The following is a 14264-nucleotide window of genomic DNA, read 5'->3' as shown; positions in this document are numbered from 1 at the left end:
CACAATTGCCAGGAACATCAGGACCTACATGTGGTTGTGCTTCATTAACAAGTTTTGGACATACTGGTTTTACAGGAACTATGACTTGGGTAGATCCAGAAACTGAAATTGTGTACGTTTTCTTATCTAACAGAACTTTTCCAGACTCGAACGCACCAAATAAATTATCTAAAGAAAATATTAGAGAAGATATCCAGAAGATTATTTATGAGGCAATTATAAAATAATTATATTTGTCATCGGATGAGACTATTAAAATACATATTATCAATCTATTTAGTAGCACTTTCGTGTTTGCCGTGTGCAGATATGGAAGTGAATAGTTTCGCACACTCTTCACCAAAAATTGCAGCAAACCATGAAAATCATTCTCACGATAAAGAAAATGATTTGTGTCCGCCATTTTGTGTTTGTAATTGTTGTGGACAGCAAATATTGAATTTTAGTAAAGAAGTTACATTTGAGTTTAGAAAAATTGCAACAGAAATCACTACTCAAATTCCTAACTACAAATCAATACCCACTTCTAATTTCTATGGAAGTATCTGGCAGCCACCCCAAATAGTATAATGATGCCCGAGTAATTTCGGGTTAGAAAGTTGTGACCTTTTCACAAATAATAGCAAAAGCAATTTTGCTAATTTTCTAATTCATTATAGTATTTCAATGTTAGACAAAATCATACAATTCAGTATAAAGAACAAGTTTATAATACTTTTATTTACTCTGGTTCTAATAGCTTGGGGAAGCTATTCTATTAAAAATCTACCGCTCGATGCACTACCAGATGTAACCAATAATCAAGTGCAAATATTGACGACTGCACCAACATTAGCAGCGCAAGAAGTCGAGCAATTAATCACTTATCCATTAGAACAATCAGTAAAAACAATCCCAAAAGTTATCGAGTTACGGAGTATTTCTCGTTTTGGACTTTCGGTAGTTACAGTAGTTTTTAAAGACGATGTAGATATTTATTGGGCAAGGGAACAAATTTTTCAACGCTTAAGCGAAGCCAAAGAAAATATTCCAGCTTATGCAGGTTCACCAGAATTAGCACCTATTTCAACTGGTCTTGGGGAAATTTATCAGTATGATGTTTACGCCAAAAATGGATATGAAGACAAATATGATGCAATAAAATTACGAACTATTCAAGACTGGACTATCATTCCACAATTACAAGGTATTGAAGGTGTTGCCGAAGTCAGCACTTGGGGTGGAAAACTAAAACAATACGAAATTGCAGTCAACCCAAACACACTTAATAGTTTAGGTGTAACCATTACAGAAATCTTTGAGGCGTTAGAAAAAAACAATCAAAATACGGGTGGTGCCTACATCGAGAAAGACCAATATGCTTATTTCATTCGTGGAGTTGGTATGGCAACTGGCATAAAGGATTTAGAAAATGTAGTAGTTAAAAATAGAAATGGTGCGCCAGTTTTAGTCCGTGATGTGGCAACAGTTAGAGAAGGTATTGCATTGCGATATGGAGCTTCTACAAAAGACGGTAACGGTGAAATAGTTTGTGGTTTAGCTCTAATGTTAAAAGGTGAAAATTCTAGCGCAGTTGTTGAAAGAATTAAAGAAAAAATGGTTCAAATCAACAAAACCTTACCCGAAGGTGTAGTTGCCGAAGCATTCATTGACAGAGGGAAGTTAGTAGACAACGCCATTGGAACAGTTACTAAAAATCTTTTAGAAGGTGCATTAATTGTAATATTCGTATTGATATTATTTCTAGGAAATCTTCGTGCCGGATTAATTGTAGCATCTGTAATTCCATTATCAATGCTTTTTGCAGTTATTCTGATGAACCATTTTGGTGTAAGTGGAAATTTAATGAGTTTAGGTGCAATCGATTTTGGGATTATTGTCGATGGTGCGGTTATCATAGTCGAAGCCACAATGCACCATTTACAAAAACTCAAACGGCAAAAGAATTTAACCCAAGCAGAAATGGATAGTGAAGTGTATCAATCAGCTTCAAAAATCAGAAACAGCGCAGCATTTGGCGAAATTATAATCTTAATAGTGTATCTGCCAATATTAGCATTAGTAGGAACAGAAGGTAAAATGTTCAAACCAATGGCAATGACAGTAGGATTTGCAGTTATCGGCGCATTCATTTTGTCTCTTACTTATGTACCAATGATGAGTGCCATGTTCTTATCTAAAAACACCGAACACAAATCCAATTTTAGCGACAAAATGATGGCTTGGTTTGAGAAAGTCTATGCCCCTTTTTTAGATAGCGCATTACGAATGAAAAAAGCGGTTCTAGCTATTTCGTTGGCACTATTTGTATTTGCAATTATTGTTTTTCAAAATATGGGTGGCGAATTTATTCCAACAATCGAAGAAGGAGATTTAGCCATCAATGCTACGATTATGACAGGAAGTTCGCTTTCGCAAATGGTAGAAACCACAACCAAATATGAAAAAATCCTAAAAGCCAAATTCCCTGAAATTAAAACCATTGTAACTAAAATTGGAAGTGGCGAAATTCCAACCGATCCAATGCCAATAGAAAGTGGCGATTTAATTATTGTTTTAAAAGACAAATCCGAATGGACATCTGCCGATAATTGGGAAGATTTAGCCAATCTAATGAAAGAAGAAATGGAGGCGATTCCCGGTGCAACCATCGAAATTTCACAACCTATTCAAATGCGTTTCAACGAATTAATGACAGGAAGTCGAAGCGATATTGCGATTAAAATTTTCGGTGACGATTTAGAAGTTTTAGATACAAAAGCCACCGAGTTGATATCTAAAATCAATAGAATTGAAGGTATAGGCGATTTAAAAGCCGATAAAGTAACAGGTTTGCCACAAATAACAGTCAAATACGATTACAATAAAATTGCTTTGTATGGATTAAATATTGCCGATATAAATCAAATTATTCGCTCTTCTTTTGCAGGCGTAAGCGCAGGTAAAATCTATGAAGAGAGCAAACGTTTTGATGTAGTAGTTCGTTTAAACAAAGACAATCGTAGCGACATTACTGATGTTAGTAATTTATTCATTCCATTACCAAATGGTCAACAAGTGCCACTTTCACAAGTTGCATCAATAAATTACGAACAAGGTCCAGTTCAAGTTTCTCGTGAAGATGGAAAACGAAGAGTAACCGTTGGTTTAAATGTTCGTGGTCGAGATATTAAAAGTGTTGTCGAGGAAATTCAGCAAAAATTAGAAACCAATTTTAAACTTCCTGCGGGGTATTATATTACTTATGGCGGACAATTTGAAAACTTAATTGAAGCTAATAAAAGGTTGTCTGTTGCTTTACCAATTGCTTTAGGACTAATTATGGTATTATTATTTTTCACATTCAATAGTTTGAAACAATCGTTACTAATCTTTACAGCTATTCCGTTATCAGCAATTGGTGGAGTTTTTGCATTATGGCTTCGAGGTATGCCATTCAGTATTTCGGCAGGAATTGGATTTATTGCATTATTTGGAATAGCAGTTTTGAACGGAATTGTACTAATATCGTATTTCAACCAACTCAAAACGGAAGGAATAACTGACCCATTACAAAGAGTATTAATCGGAACAAAAACAAGATTACGACCAGTATTAATGACTGCCGCGGTAGCTTCATTAGGATTTTTACCAATGGCATTATCTACAAGTGGCGGTGCAGAGGTTCAAAAACCATTAGCAACTGTAGTAATTGGCGGATTATTCTCGGCAACATTACTAACCTTAATCGTTTTACCAATTTTATATTTACTCTTTGAAACCTCAACTAAAAAGATTTTTTTCAATAAAAAAAAATGAGGTTTCTGACAACCAAAAAAAACAATAAAAAATGGAAGAAATAGGAATTAAAAGAAGAAAAAAAATGTCAAATCCCATTGTATCAATAATCGTTTTATTAATCAGCACATTTTCATTTGCTCAAAACAGTCAAACAATAACTTTAGAAAAAGCCATTGAAAAAGCCAAAGCAAACAACATCGATTTAAAAATTGCGGATAAAGAAATTGAAAAACAAACCGTTCTCAAAAAAACAGCATTTCAAGTAGATCCTTTGCAAGTGCAATACCAAGGCGGACAGTTCAATAGTGTTGATTATGACCACAATGTTTCTATTCAACAATATTTTCCAATTGGTAAAATCACAAAAGCCAATCGCCAACTTCAGGAAGAACTGGCAAAATTGGCTGAAAAACGAAAAGCATTAACGGAATATGAAATTGAAAAAGCAGTATCATTAGCGTATTACCAATATTTGTATGGTGTTTCCATTCAAAAATTGAATAATGAGTTGTTCGAGATTTATACCAAATTCCTTAAAAACGCAGAGCTTCGTTTTCAAACAGGAGAAAGTGGAAATATCGAAGTGATAAGTGCCAAAGCAAAATCAAAGGAAATCGAAACCCAAAAAGCAAAGTTAGAATATGATTTGGTGGTGTATCAAAAGCAATTGCAATATTTCATTCAAACGGATGAAAACATTGTGCCTGATGCTACAACACCTTTGCAATATGCTAATCCAACAGCTAGTAACGATGATAAAATACAAGGATTAGTAAACGATTATTATACACAGCAAATTTCTGTATATCAAAAAGAAGCCAATACATTTAAAGCAATGCGAACATCAAAATTAGGATTAGGTTACTTCGGGCAAACTATCGATACCAAATCCTATTTCCAAGGTTTTACAGCAGGATTGCAAATTCCTTTATTTGGTGGTGCAAATACTGCTAAAGCAAAAGCCTCTGAAATTAGTGTTTCACAATCGAAATTAGAGTTAGATAAAAGTAAACTAACTTTAAAATTACAAAAAGAGGAATTACAAAATGAGTTTGAAAAACAGAAAATAGCATTAGTGTATTATCAAAACGAAGGATTGCAATATGCTGAACAAATCATTACAACGGCTCAAAAAAGTTATGCCAATGGCGATATGAGTTACTGGTCGTACATCAGTTTTTTAAACCAAGCTATCGATATTAAAAAGCAAAGTGCCGAAGCCATTAATGCTTACAATCAAAGTGCCATTCAATTGCAATTTCCATCTTTCAACAACAATTAATATTCAATAATATGAAAAATATAAAAAATATAAAAAATAATCTCTTTTTTCTTGCTTCTTGTTTCTTTCTTCTAGTTTCTTGTGGAGAAAAGAAAACCGAAGAAATACACGAAGAAGAAAAATCGGAAACCGAAGTAGCACTGACCGAAGCGCAATTTAAAACTATTGGTATCGAAACGGGTAGTATTGAAATGAAAAACCTTAATACAGTAATCAAAGCCAACGGTTATACGGCAGTTCCACCACAAAACATGGCGAATATATCAACCTTGATTGGTGGAGTCGTTAAAGATATTTATGTGTTAGAAGGCACTTATGTTTCAAAAGGCAAAACATTGGCAACCATTCAAAACCTTGAAGTTGCAGAAATGCAAGAAGATTACAATTCGGCTATTGCAAACATCGAATACTTACAATTGGAATACAACCGTCAAAAAAGATTAAGTGATGAAAATGTTAATCCTCGAAAAACATTTCAAGAAGTAAAATCAAAATTAGCGGTAGAAAGAGCGAGAGCACAAGCAGCAAAAAATAAGTTGCAAGCCTTGAATGTTAGTTTAAACGGAAACACTTCGTTAATTCCAATTGTTTCGCCAATAAGCGGCTATGTAGGTAAAATTAGCATAACCAAAGGTGCGTATGCTGAAACAGGAGTGACACTTTTTGAAGTAGTCGATAACAGCCAAATGCATTTGGATTTAAATGTATTTGAAAAAGATTTAGGCAAAATTTCCGTTGGTCAGGAAGTCGATTTTGTACTGACCAATCAATCCAACAAATCCATTAAAGGGAAAATATTTGGAATCAATAAATCATTTTCTAACGAAAGCAAAACCGTTGCGGTACACGCTAAAATTAATCCAAGCGATGCCAAAGATTTAATTTCTGGAATGTATGTTGCTGCAAATATTAATATCACGAATCAAACAGTTCAAGCACTTCCAAAAGATGCCATTGTTAGAAACGGAGACAAATATTACATTTACATTCAAGAAGAACACCAAGAAGAAACTCCAAAAACAGAAGAAGAGCACAATGAAGTTCACTTCAAAGCAATAGAAGTTGTTCCAGGAACTACAGATTTAGGGTATACCGAAGTCAAATTGGTTTCAGGAATTCTTGCCGATGCAAAAATTGTAATCAAAGGAGCTTTCTATTTATTGGCAACTTCAAAAGGTGGCGGTGCTCACGAACATTAATATTAAACTATAAATCTTTAAATAAATTCAAATGAAAAATTCAATTTTAAAATCAATCTTTTTTTTAGCAGTATTATTTTTTGCAACCAATACAGTATCTGCTCAAAAAGCCAATCAAAAAACCAATCAAAAAACCAATCAAAAAATCAATCAAAAAGCAGTAATCAAAACTTTTTTGCATTGTGATCATTGCAAGGAATGTGAAACTTGTGGACTAAAATTTAAGACAGAAATGTTAAAAATAAAAGGACTGAAAATGTATGAACTTGACGATAAAAAAATGACATTTACAGTATATTTTAATACTAAAAAGACCAATTTGCAAACTATAAAAAATAGCATTTCAAAAATGGGATATGATGCTGATGAAGTAAAAGCAACTGCTGAAGGAATTGAGTCATTAGATGGTTGTTGTAAAATATAATTATAACATTTAACTTTTATTTATCGTAGGATAAATTCTATTTTGACTAAATTCGTTTCATCAAAATCAATAAATGAAAATAGCAATTGTTTGTTATCCAACTTTTGGAGGAAGTGGCGTTGTTGCCACCGAATTAGGTCTAGAGCTAGCCCGTCGTGGTCACGAAATACATTTTATTACTTACAGGCAACCCGTTCGTTTGGCATTATTAAACCCAAATGTGCATTACCATGAGGTAAATGTTCCTGAATACCCACTGTTTCATTATCAACCATATGAATTGGCTTTGTCTAGCAAATTGGTCGATATGGTAAAACTACATAAAATCGATTTATTGCATGTGCATTATGCTATCCCGCACGCTTATGCAGGTTATATGGCAAAACAAATGCTAAAAGATCAAGGGATAATTATTCCTATGGTTACGACATTGCACGGAACTGATATTACTCTGGTTGGAAACCATCCGTTTTACAAAACGGCAGTTACGTTTAGTATAAATAAATCGGATAAAGTGACCTCTGTTTCTCAGAGTTTAAAAGACGATACACTCAGACTTTTTGACATTAGAAATGAGATAGAAGTTATCCCAAACTTTATCGAATTAGAAAATAAAGTAGTTGATAATATTCCTTGTAAACGTTCGGTAATGGCAAAACCAGAAGAGCGAATTATTACACATATTAGTAATTTTAGAAAAGTAAAAAACATTCCAGATGTTGTAAAGGTTTTTTATAAAATTCAGCAAAAAATACCTGCAAAACTCATGATGGTTGGCGATGGACCAGAAAAAGTTAAAGCCGAAAAGTTATGTGAAAAATTAGGTATAATAGATAAAGTGATTTTCTTCGGGAATAGTAATGAGATAAATCAAATTTTATCACTTACAGATTTATTTTTGCTACCATCACAAACTGAAAGTTTTGGACTTGCAGCACTTGAAGCTATGGCTTGTAGTGTGCCAGTAATTTCTAGTAATTCAGGTGGTTTGCCAGAGGTAAATATTCACGGTGTTTCAGGATATTTAAGTAATGTAGGAGATGTAAAAGACATGGCCGAAAATGCCCTAAAAATCCTTTCGGATGAGAATATTCTTAATGAATTTAAAAAGAGATCTTTTGTGGTTGCTAATAATTTTTCTGTTGAAAAAATTGTACCTTTATATGAGGATTTGTATATGAAAGCTGTAAATGAATCATTACAAAAGTAAAATATTCCCTTTTATTTTAATACTATCTCTTTTTTAGAATTAATTTTAAATATTGAAATTGGTCTGCATATTTTATTAGTAATGGCATTCTCTTTAGGTTGATAAATTTCTTTAAAAATAAGTATTAATTTACCGTTATCTTCTATTAATTTTGACGGTTCAACATTAAATACTGTTGTTTTATTTTCTCCGATATTTATCACTAAAACATTTGATTTATTAAAATCAACGTAAGGAATTTTTTTTGCCCTAAATGCTAAAAAAACACTTTTGTAATCTTCATAGTTTTTAATTAATCTAATAGATTTTTTAGAAGAACCCAAATAGTAATTTTGAAAAATAGTTTCACATAAATTAATTTGATTACTATTTATAGTACTCTTTTTTGTACCACAAGCTGATGCAAATAGCATAAAAAATATGATGTAATAAATTGTTCTCATACTTACGGTCTAATAAAAACATTAAGAATTTTACTTCCAATCTGGCATTGTGCAATTTGTATATAAAGTGACTCTTGTACTTGTAACTCCTCCTATAGTATACTTTTGAATATATCGAGTAGAAACGCCATCGTTTGATGTGTTTACAAATAATAAATCGGCTTCATTAGGAGAAAATCTAACGTCTAAATCATTAGTTCCAAGTGGTTTTGATACAGCTGGTTGCGTTATTAAATCTGTTATAAAGTTATACATAAAAATATTTGTATTAAGTTGTCTATAATCAGGTGCTTGATACCCAGAAATATCTCTAGTAAACAGTAAGTTCTGATTATTGACAGAAAAATGTAATCCTCCAATTGCTCCGCTAAATCCGGTAATTACAGTGTTTAATAAATTTCCTGCTTGGTCTATTACTAGTATCTCTGCATTATAACCGTTTACATCATTAATTTTTATAGCTATCAATGAACCGTCTACACTCCAATCGCATTCGGAAATAAACTTACTATTTGTAGTTTGGTAAATTTGAATGAGTCCGCTTCCATCGGAATTAATACGATATAATTTGTCAAAGTTTGGATATATAATCTGGCTTCCATTTTCTGACCAAGAAAAATTGATATAATCTAGATTGAAACCAGTAATTGGTACTGAATTCGTGACTTTAAACACATCGGAACCATCAGGTTTCATAGTATATATATGTTCTTGAGCTCCGTCAGATTTTATAAATGCAATCTTGTTAGCTTGTGTATTTTTGCGTGGTCTATAACAATTAGTGGCAGTAGTAGTTAGCTGTAATTCATTACCTGTGTCATTTGCGGTAAAAATAACATTATTACCACTCATTTTTCTTACAAATAGGAATCGAGCATTAGGAAATATTGCCGTTTTAAAACTACTAATTGCACTTAAAACTTTTGGATTTGTCCCATCAGAAACCGAAACTTGCCAGTAATATTTTGTTGCATAATTCAAATTTATTAATGTAAAATTTGTTACTGTAATATCAGAAAAGGTCTGAACAATATCATTTGAATCATTTCTTAAAGTAATTTCGTATGTAAGTGTATTATTTTCTGGATCTGATGATGTCCAAGTCAGATTAACATTTAATTCTTGATCTATTGCATTATCAATAGGTGAGGTGAGTATAGGAATTGTTGGTGGATTATTTTCAGTTTCTTTAATTTTTAATTCGAAAACAATTTCTATAGAAGTATTTGCAAGTACAGTACCAGCCTCAAATTTTGTAATATATCCGTCTTTTTGGGCTTCGAACGAATAATTTCCAGAAGGAACGTTTTGCATAGTGAAATTTCCTTGCGCATCAGTTAATACAGTACTCGAATTAGGACTTGATGATATTTTAACATTTGCTAATGGTTCGAAAGTGACTTCTTTTACAACTCGTCCTGTAACTATACCAAGACCTGTTTCGTCTATTACTTCTTTGCTGCATGAAAAAATAATCATGGCAATAAGAAAAAATCCAAAATTGAAAATTCTTTTTTTCATGACATTTTTATTTAGTGTTTATAAGTTCTTGGTAGTTTATTTCTGAAGGTTCAACCTTTTTTTGAGGTTTTCTTTTTCCAAAATAATAGCTTAAACCTAATCCGAAACGTAAGAAAGAATCTTTTTTTGCTCCTTTTATCAAATAATCAAGATTGTCATTATTAGTCAAATTGTTTTCTGCATAAACTTTAACGCCAACTTTATCGGATAATAAATATTCTAGACCACCTCCAAATTGAACTTTTAAGAATTTGTTTTCGAAAGCGCTGTTTGAATTATATCCGATTCCCCCAAATATATATGGTGTAAACTTATCGAACGGTAGTAAAATTGCCTCAATATTTAAATCTAATGAAGCATAACCAACTTCTAGTTTTTTAGAATTTCCAAACCAAAAAGCATTAACAGATCCATTTAAGTTAAATGTTGGAGAGAATAAATATTTGAGTTCTCCTCGAATCATAGGTCTTGAAGATGGATGTGAATAATCATCGTTAATTAATGAAGCTCCTCCTGTGGCTCCTATCCCAAATACGCCTCTTTTTTGATATAAATGACGACCATACATTTGTGTTTCATCAGCTATGGCTTTTTCTTTATCATATTCGTTTATAAGCTGTGTTATTTTGAGGACAGGAGCATTTACTTGCCAAACATTATCTCTAATACCTTCAATAATAAGGGATTCTACAGCTTTTTCGATAGCTTCGGTAACAGCAAGATGTATTGGTTCATTTTTTGTGTAACCAGTTTCAACTTCTAATAGTCGTTTAAAATTTACATATCTAAACAAACTTGCGTCGATTGCTTGTGAAAGAATTGTTTTTGAGACGTAAACAGTTTTTAGTATTTTTCCATTTGATGTAGAAACTAATCGCAAATAAACTGAAATTCTATCTTGTCGATAGCGAGTTGAAGCTCCAGCTCCAAAATATCTAGCACCAAAACCTCCAGTAAGAATATTAGAATCATAGGAAATAATTCCTCCTTCTATAAGTACTCCAGCGTAAAGTAATGGCGTGAGTTGAGAATCTGGGGATTCATTACCTCTTGCATATTCTTGACGAGTAGATCTAATAATGTTTCTTTCGTTTAGAAGATTACCTAGATTTTCTCTTTCAATAGGTGTAAACCATTTAGAATCTTCGAGCGCTTTGATAAGAATAGTCGTTGCGCCTTGCGTAATTGCAGTGCTAAAAGTACTTCCCGTTTCAGATGCTTTGTATTGCCCTGTTTGGTCTCTAAATTTATAAACACCTACAACAATTGGTTCTGCAGGTTTGGGTAGGTTTTTTAGACTTACAGTAGTTTCGGAACTTTCTCCAAGTGTGGGTTTTTCGATTCCAAGAGGTTGATTAAAATAGGCACCACAACTGGTTAGTAAAATTATAGGGACGAGGCAAATGTATTTTACGTATTTCATAAAAAGGCTTTTATTTGTTTTGAATACCAAAATGACTGTATGCTATATAACTTATCGTTACGGAATTATTATTTGTGTCTGCTCTCCAGTATTTATATCAAGAATACTAACAACTAATCCTAAATTGGACTGATAAATTTCTACCGAAAGACTTCCAAAACTATATACTCCAGTTGTAACACCACTTGTTCCGAATTGCTGCTGAAATAAGGATTTTGAAACCTGATTTAACAACTGATTGTTTAAATTATCGCTAAATTTTTGCAAATCGGTCTTTTGTTTTAATTTGCTGTCATCCTCTTCTTTATATAAATTTTGTGCTTCGGCAGAACTTAATAACCATTGATAGTTAAAAGTATCTCCACCAAAATTTGGATTCTTAGGTTTATAGACCAAGTCTTGACTATAAATTTGTCCTGCGATTAACATAAATAATATATTTAGTAGGATCTTCATTTTTTTACAAGCTAATATTGTTTGATTGATTTACTTTGTTTCTCTAAAGTTTTCAAATAATTGAAAGTTTTTACTACCGAATCATCAGACATACTAGCTAAATATTCTTCATCTGGTTTTGTAATAAACTCGTTTAGAATATCGTTATCTACTTTTATCCTTATTCTTGTAGTTCTGGAATTTGTTAGTTCTTCTTCAACAACAATAATTTTTGAAGAGTTAAGTTTCAATTTGCTATACTCTGTATAATAAGCGTCATAAAAATCTTTGCCCATTTTTGTTTTGGTTTCGTCAGATACAATTCCTGTAATTTCTACACCATCTTTAGGTCGCTGATTATAATCTAAACCAATATTTTTTTCTCCTATAACAAATCTATCTTTACCAATAAGTTGCTCATTTTCATCATATATAAGAAGTAAAATAATAGTTTGATTGCTGTCATTAGTATTTATTTGGGTTTTAGATAAAACTTTTATCTGATTGGCTTCAAGAGTAAATCGTCCTGATTGTACATTATTTGATCGATTATTGGTTTTGCTTGTTTTTATTACCGTAAGCTTATAGGATAAGCTTTTGTAGCTATCGGTCAAATTTTCTGCAAGCCCAGTTATAGAAACTAAATCTGCATTTTCTTCAATTTCAATTTTTGCCTTTACTTCTTTATTTGTTATTTGTGCAAACAAAAAGAAAGTAGGAAATAAAATTATTAGAAATAGTATGAATCTTATTTTTGGCATTTTATATTAGTTTAATTACTAATTATATAAACAACTTGATCACTTCCTGTTTGTATGATATTTAATGAATTTGTCAACGAATTTGTTCCGTAATTATACAAACTCAAATTATTGCCGTACTGATTTAATTGTATCGATGAATTTTCGTAAACATTGGGGGAATAATCTTGTATGTGATTGTAATTCCCTATTTGAGAAACAGATTCATTAACCTGATTCCCTTGTCTATCAATAGATAGAGAATTATAATTACCATTCTGATAAACATCTACTTGGCCGTAATTGGATTTAATATCTACATTAGAATTATTATAATTTCCAATTTGAGAAATAGTGATATAAGTATTTTCTTGTATGTTATTTGTTTGAATATTGATTAGTTCATTTTGACTGACTCTATTAAACAATTCAAAACTATCAGCTACACCAATAGATTTTAATTCGTTCTTTTTAATTAACAATTGTTCTTTAGTTTCGTTTGGGTTAATCTCTTCTTGAGAATAAGAATACGTAACTAAAAATAATATAGTCGAAATATTAAGGGCTATTTTTTTTATAGTCATCATGATAAAATTTATTTAAAAGAAAAAAAGATGTGTAAAAATATATTCTCACACATCTTTTTCTTTTTTATTATTTTTAATCATTACAATCAGTACATGGGTTTGCAGGACCCATAGGACCATTGTTTTGGTATACTATTGATGAGTTTCCGTCACCTATCTGAGTTACAACACTTGTATGAACATCTCCATATTGTAAAGTTAAAGCATCGTTATGGTTACCCAATTGAGTAATAAATGACCAGTTCCAAAAACCATCTTGTAGAGATCCGGCATAATTTCCATTTCCCTCTTGGTAGTTTACAGCTAAATTGATTGTTCCGTACTGGATTTGTACACTTTCATTTTCACAACCAATTTGAGTTGCAATAGCTTCATTAGAATATCCAACTTGTAATTGACCTGCGTAATTATTACCTCCTGTTTGAGAAACAGAAGCATAATTATTGAATCCATACTGATATTGTTCAGAATAATTTTCAGCACCATCTTGCTCAACCATGGCTACATTACCTAATCCATTTTGATATTGGATTGCAGTATTATCATTTCCCATCTGATCTACAGAAGCATCATTGCCATCTCCAATTTGTAAAATATCGGAATCATTGTAACCTCCTACTTGGATTACGGTTGCGACATTCTCATCACCCAATTGTTCCACACTTGAATAATTGTATTGTCCAACTTGAGACACACCCGAAGCGTTATCATCACCTAATTGGTATACATCACTAGAGTTCCATTGTGCAAATGCACCCATCGAAAACAGCATCACGGAGACGCTTAAAATCACTTTTTTCATAATTTAAAATATTTAATTGGTTTATAATTACATATTTATTATGAAGTGCTATTCTAAAGGTAAAAACTATTAATACGCTTTGTATCAATGCGTTAATGAAAATAATTTTAAAGTGGTATTGCTTTTACAAAGATAAAATAAATATTTTAACAAAATTTTTATTTTTTACGAAAAACGCAGTTTTTTAATATTTTTTCTACGAAATAACGTATTTAATCGATTAAGTACATTATTTTGTGGTAAAAATATAATTTATTAAGAAAAAGTTGTGCTTTATATAACTATATTTAAGATAGTTATTTAACTAATTTTGGTTAGTTTTTTTTTAACATATAATCCTGATGATTGTATAATGCATAAAAAAGCCTATCAAATAATGATAGGCTTTTAAATAATATTATTCTAAATTGAAATTAGA

At 31.7% G+C, this 14264-nt stretch carries 14 protein-coding genes; 7 read left to right on the top strand and 7 right to left on the bottom strand.

Annotated features, from left to right (window positions below; genetic code table 11):
• The 7 genes from ACH2BG_RS10190 to bshA form a co-directional block, all read left to right on the top strand.
• Positions 1-227: serine hydrolase (locus ACH2BG_RS10190; protein WP_395047585.1), on the top strand; the 227-nt coding region annotated here is incomplete at its 5' end.
• Positions 228-243: 16 nt separating this feature from the next.
• A complete protein-coding gene (locus tag ACH2BG_RS10185) occupies positions 244-570 on the top strand; it encodes a DUF6660 family protein (protein WP_395047584.1) in 327 nt (108 codons plus the stop codon).
• Between the two features lie 96 nt (positions 571-666).
• Positions 667-3798: an efflux RND transporter permease subunit gene (locus ACH2BG_RS10180; protein WP_395047583.1), complete on the top strand. Its 3132-nt coding sequence runs from the start codon at positions 667-669 to the stop codon at positions 3796-3798.
• A gap of 31 nt (positions 3799-3829) precedes the next feature.
• The gene (locus ACH2BG_RS10175; RefSeq protein WP_395047582.1) at positions 3830-5062 is read left to right on the top strand and encodes a TolC family protein; all 1233 of its coding nucleotides are present in this window, start codon (positions 3830-3832) and stop codon (positions 5060-5062) included.
• A gap of 11 nt (positions 5063-5073) precedes the next feature.
• A complete protein-coding gene (locus ACH2BG_RS10170) occupies positions 5074-6261 on the top strand; it encodes an efflux RND transporter periplasmic adaptor subunit (protein ID WP_395047581.1) in 1188 nt (395 codons plus the stop codon).
• Positions 6262-6292: 31 nt separating this feature from the next.
• Positions 6293-6685, top strand: a complete 393-nt coding sequence (locus ACH2BG_RS10165; RefSeq protein ID WP_395047580.1) for a hypothetical protein — start codon at positions 6293-6295, stop codon at positions 6683-6685.
• A gap of 73 nt (positions 6686-6758) precedes the next feature.
• A complete protein-coding gene (gene bshA, locus ACH2BG_RS10160; RefSeq protein WP_395047579.1) occupies positions 6759-7895 on the top strand; it encodes an N-acetyl-alpha-D-glucosaminyl L-malate synthase BshA in 1137 nt (378 codons plus the stop codon).
• Positions 7896-7906: 11 nt separating this feature from the next.
• Here bshA and ACH2BG_RS10155 read toward each other — a convergent pair whose 3' ends face one another.
• The 7 genes from ACH2BG_RS10155 to ACH2BG_RS10125 form a co-directional block, all read right to left on the bottom strand.
• Positions 7907-8338, bottom strand: a complete 432-nt coding sequence (locus ACH2BG_RS10155; RefSeq protein WP_395047578.1) for a hypothetical protein — start codon at positions 8336-8338, stop codon at positions 7907-7909.
• A 30-nt stretch (positions 8339-8368) separates the two neighbouring features.
• Positions 8369-9859, bottom strand: a complete 1491-nt coding sequence (locus tag ACH2BG_RS10150; RefSeq protein WP_395047577.1) for a carboxypeptidase regulatory-like domain-containing protein — start codon at positions 9857-9859, stop codon at positions 8369-8371.
• Positions 9860-9866: 7 nt separating this feature from the next.
• Positions 9867-11282, bottom strand: coding sequence for a CsgG/HfaB family protein (locus tag ACH2BG_RS10145; protein WP_395047576.1), 1416 nt, complete (start codon positions 11280-11282; stop codon positions 9867-9869).
• 57 nt (positions 11283-11339) lie between these two features.
• Complete coding sequence (locus ACH2BG_RS10140; RefSeq protein ID WP_395047575.1) at positions 11340-11738, bottom strand: curli production assembly/transport component CsgF; 399 nt, start codon at positions 11736-11738, stop codon at positions 11340-11342.
• A gap of 11 nt (positions 11739-11749) precedes the next feature.
• On the bottom strand, positions 11750-12478 hold the full coding sequence (gene csgH / locus ACH2BG_RS10135; protein ID WP_395047574.1) for a curli-like amyloid fiber formation chaperone CsgH: 729 nt from the start codon (positions 12476-12478) through the stop codon (positions 11750-11752).
• Positions 12479-12489: 11 nt separating this feature from the next.
• Entirely contained in the window at positions 12490-13044 is a 555-nt protein-coding gene (locus ACH2BG_RS10130; RefSeq protein ID WP_395047573.1) for a hypothetical protein, read from the bottom strand.
• A 73-nt stretch (positions 13045-13117) separates the two neighbouring features.
• A complete protein-coding gene (locus ACH2BG_RS10125; RefSeq protein ID WP_395047572.1) occupies positions 13118-13846 on the bottom strand; it encodes a hypothetical protein in 729 nt (242 codons plus the stop codon).
• Positions 13847-14264 lie beyond the last annotated feature (418 nt).

The organism is Flavobacterium sp. (assembly GCF_043779715.1).
Lineage (GTDB): Bacteria > Bacteroidota > Bacteroidia > Flavobacteriales > Flavobacteriaceae > Flavobacterium.
The sequence above is the reverse complement of the archived record's forward strand: the minus strand, read 5'-3'. Positions and strand labels throughout refer to the sequence as shown.

Excerpts from the sequence above, each read along its gene's own strand:
- ACH2BG_RS10185 (WP_395047584.1), top strand. The coding sequence starts at position 244 with ATGAGACTATTAAAATACATATTATCAATCTATTTAGTAGCACTTTCG.
- ACH2BG_RS10180 (WP_395047583.1), top strand. The coding sequence starts at position 667 with ATGTTAGACAAAATCATACAATTCAGTATAAAGAACAAGTTTATAATA.
- ACH2BG_RS10175 (WP_395047582.1), top strand. The coding sequence starts at position 3,830 with ATGGAAGAAATAGGAATTAAAAGAAGAAAAAAAATGTCAAATCCCATT.
- ACH2BG_RS10170 (WP_395047581.1), top strand. The coding sequence starts at position 5,074 with ATGAAAAATATAAAAAATATAAAAAATAATCTCTTTTTTCTTGCTTCT.
- ACH2BG_RS10165 (WP_395047580.1), top strand. The coding sequence starts at position 6,293 with ATGAAAAATTCAATTTTAAAATCAATCTTTTTTTTAGCAGTATTATTT.
- bshA (WP_395047579.1), top strand. The coding sequence starts at position 6,759 with ATGAAAATAGCAATTGTTTGTTATCCAACTTTTGGAGGAAGTGGCGTT.
- ACH2BG_RS10155 (WP_395047578.1), bottom strand. The coding sequence starts at position 8,338 with ATGAGAACAATTTATTACATCATATTTTTTATGCTATTTGCATCAGCT.
- ACH2BG_RS10150 (WP_395047577.1), bottom strand. The coding sequence starts at position 9,859 with ATGAAAAAAAGAATTTTCAATTTTGGATTTTTTCTTATTGCCATGATT.
- ACH2BG_RS10145 (WP_395047576.1), bottom strand. The coding sequence starts at position 11,282 with ATGAAATACGTAAAATACATTTGCCTCGTCCCTATAATTTTACTAACC.
- ACH2BG_RS10140 (WP_395047575.1), bottom strand. The coding sequence starts at position 11,738 with ATGAAGATCCTACTAAATATATTATTTATGTTAATCGCAGGACAAATT.
- csgH (WP_395047574.1), bottom strand. The coding sequence starts at position 12,478 with ATGCCAAAAATAAGATTCATACTATTTCTAATAATTTTATTTCCTACT.
- ACH2BG_RS10130 (WP_395047573.1), bottom strand. The coding sequence starts at position 13,044 with ATGATGACTATAAAAAAAATAGCCCTTAATATTTCGACTATATTATTT.
- ACH2BG_RS10125 (WP_395047572.1), bottom strand. The coding sequence starts at position 13,846 with ATGAAAAAAGTGATTTTAAGCGTCTCCGTGATGCTGTTTTCGATGGGT.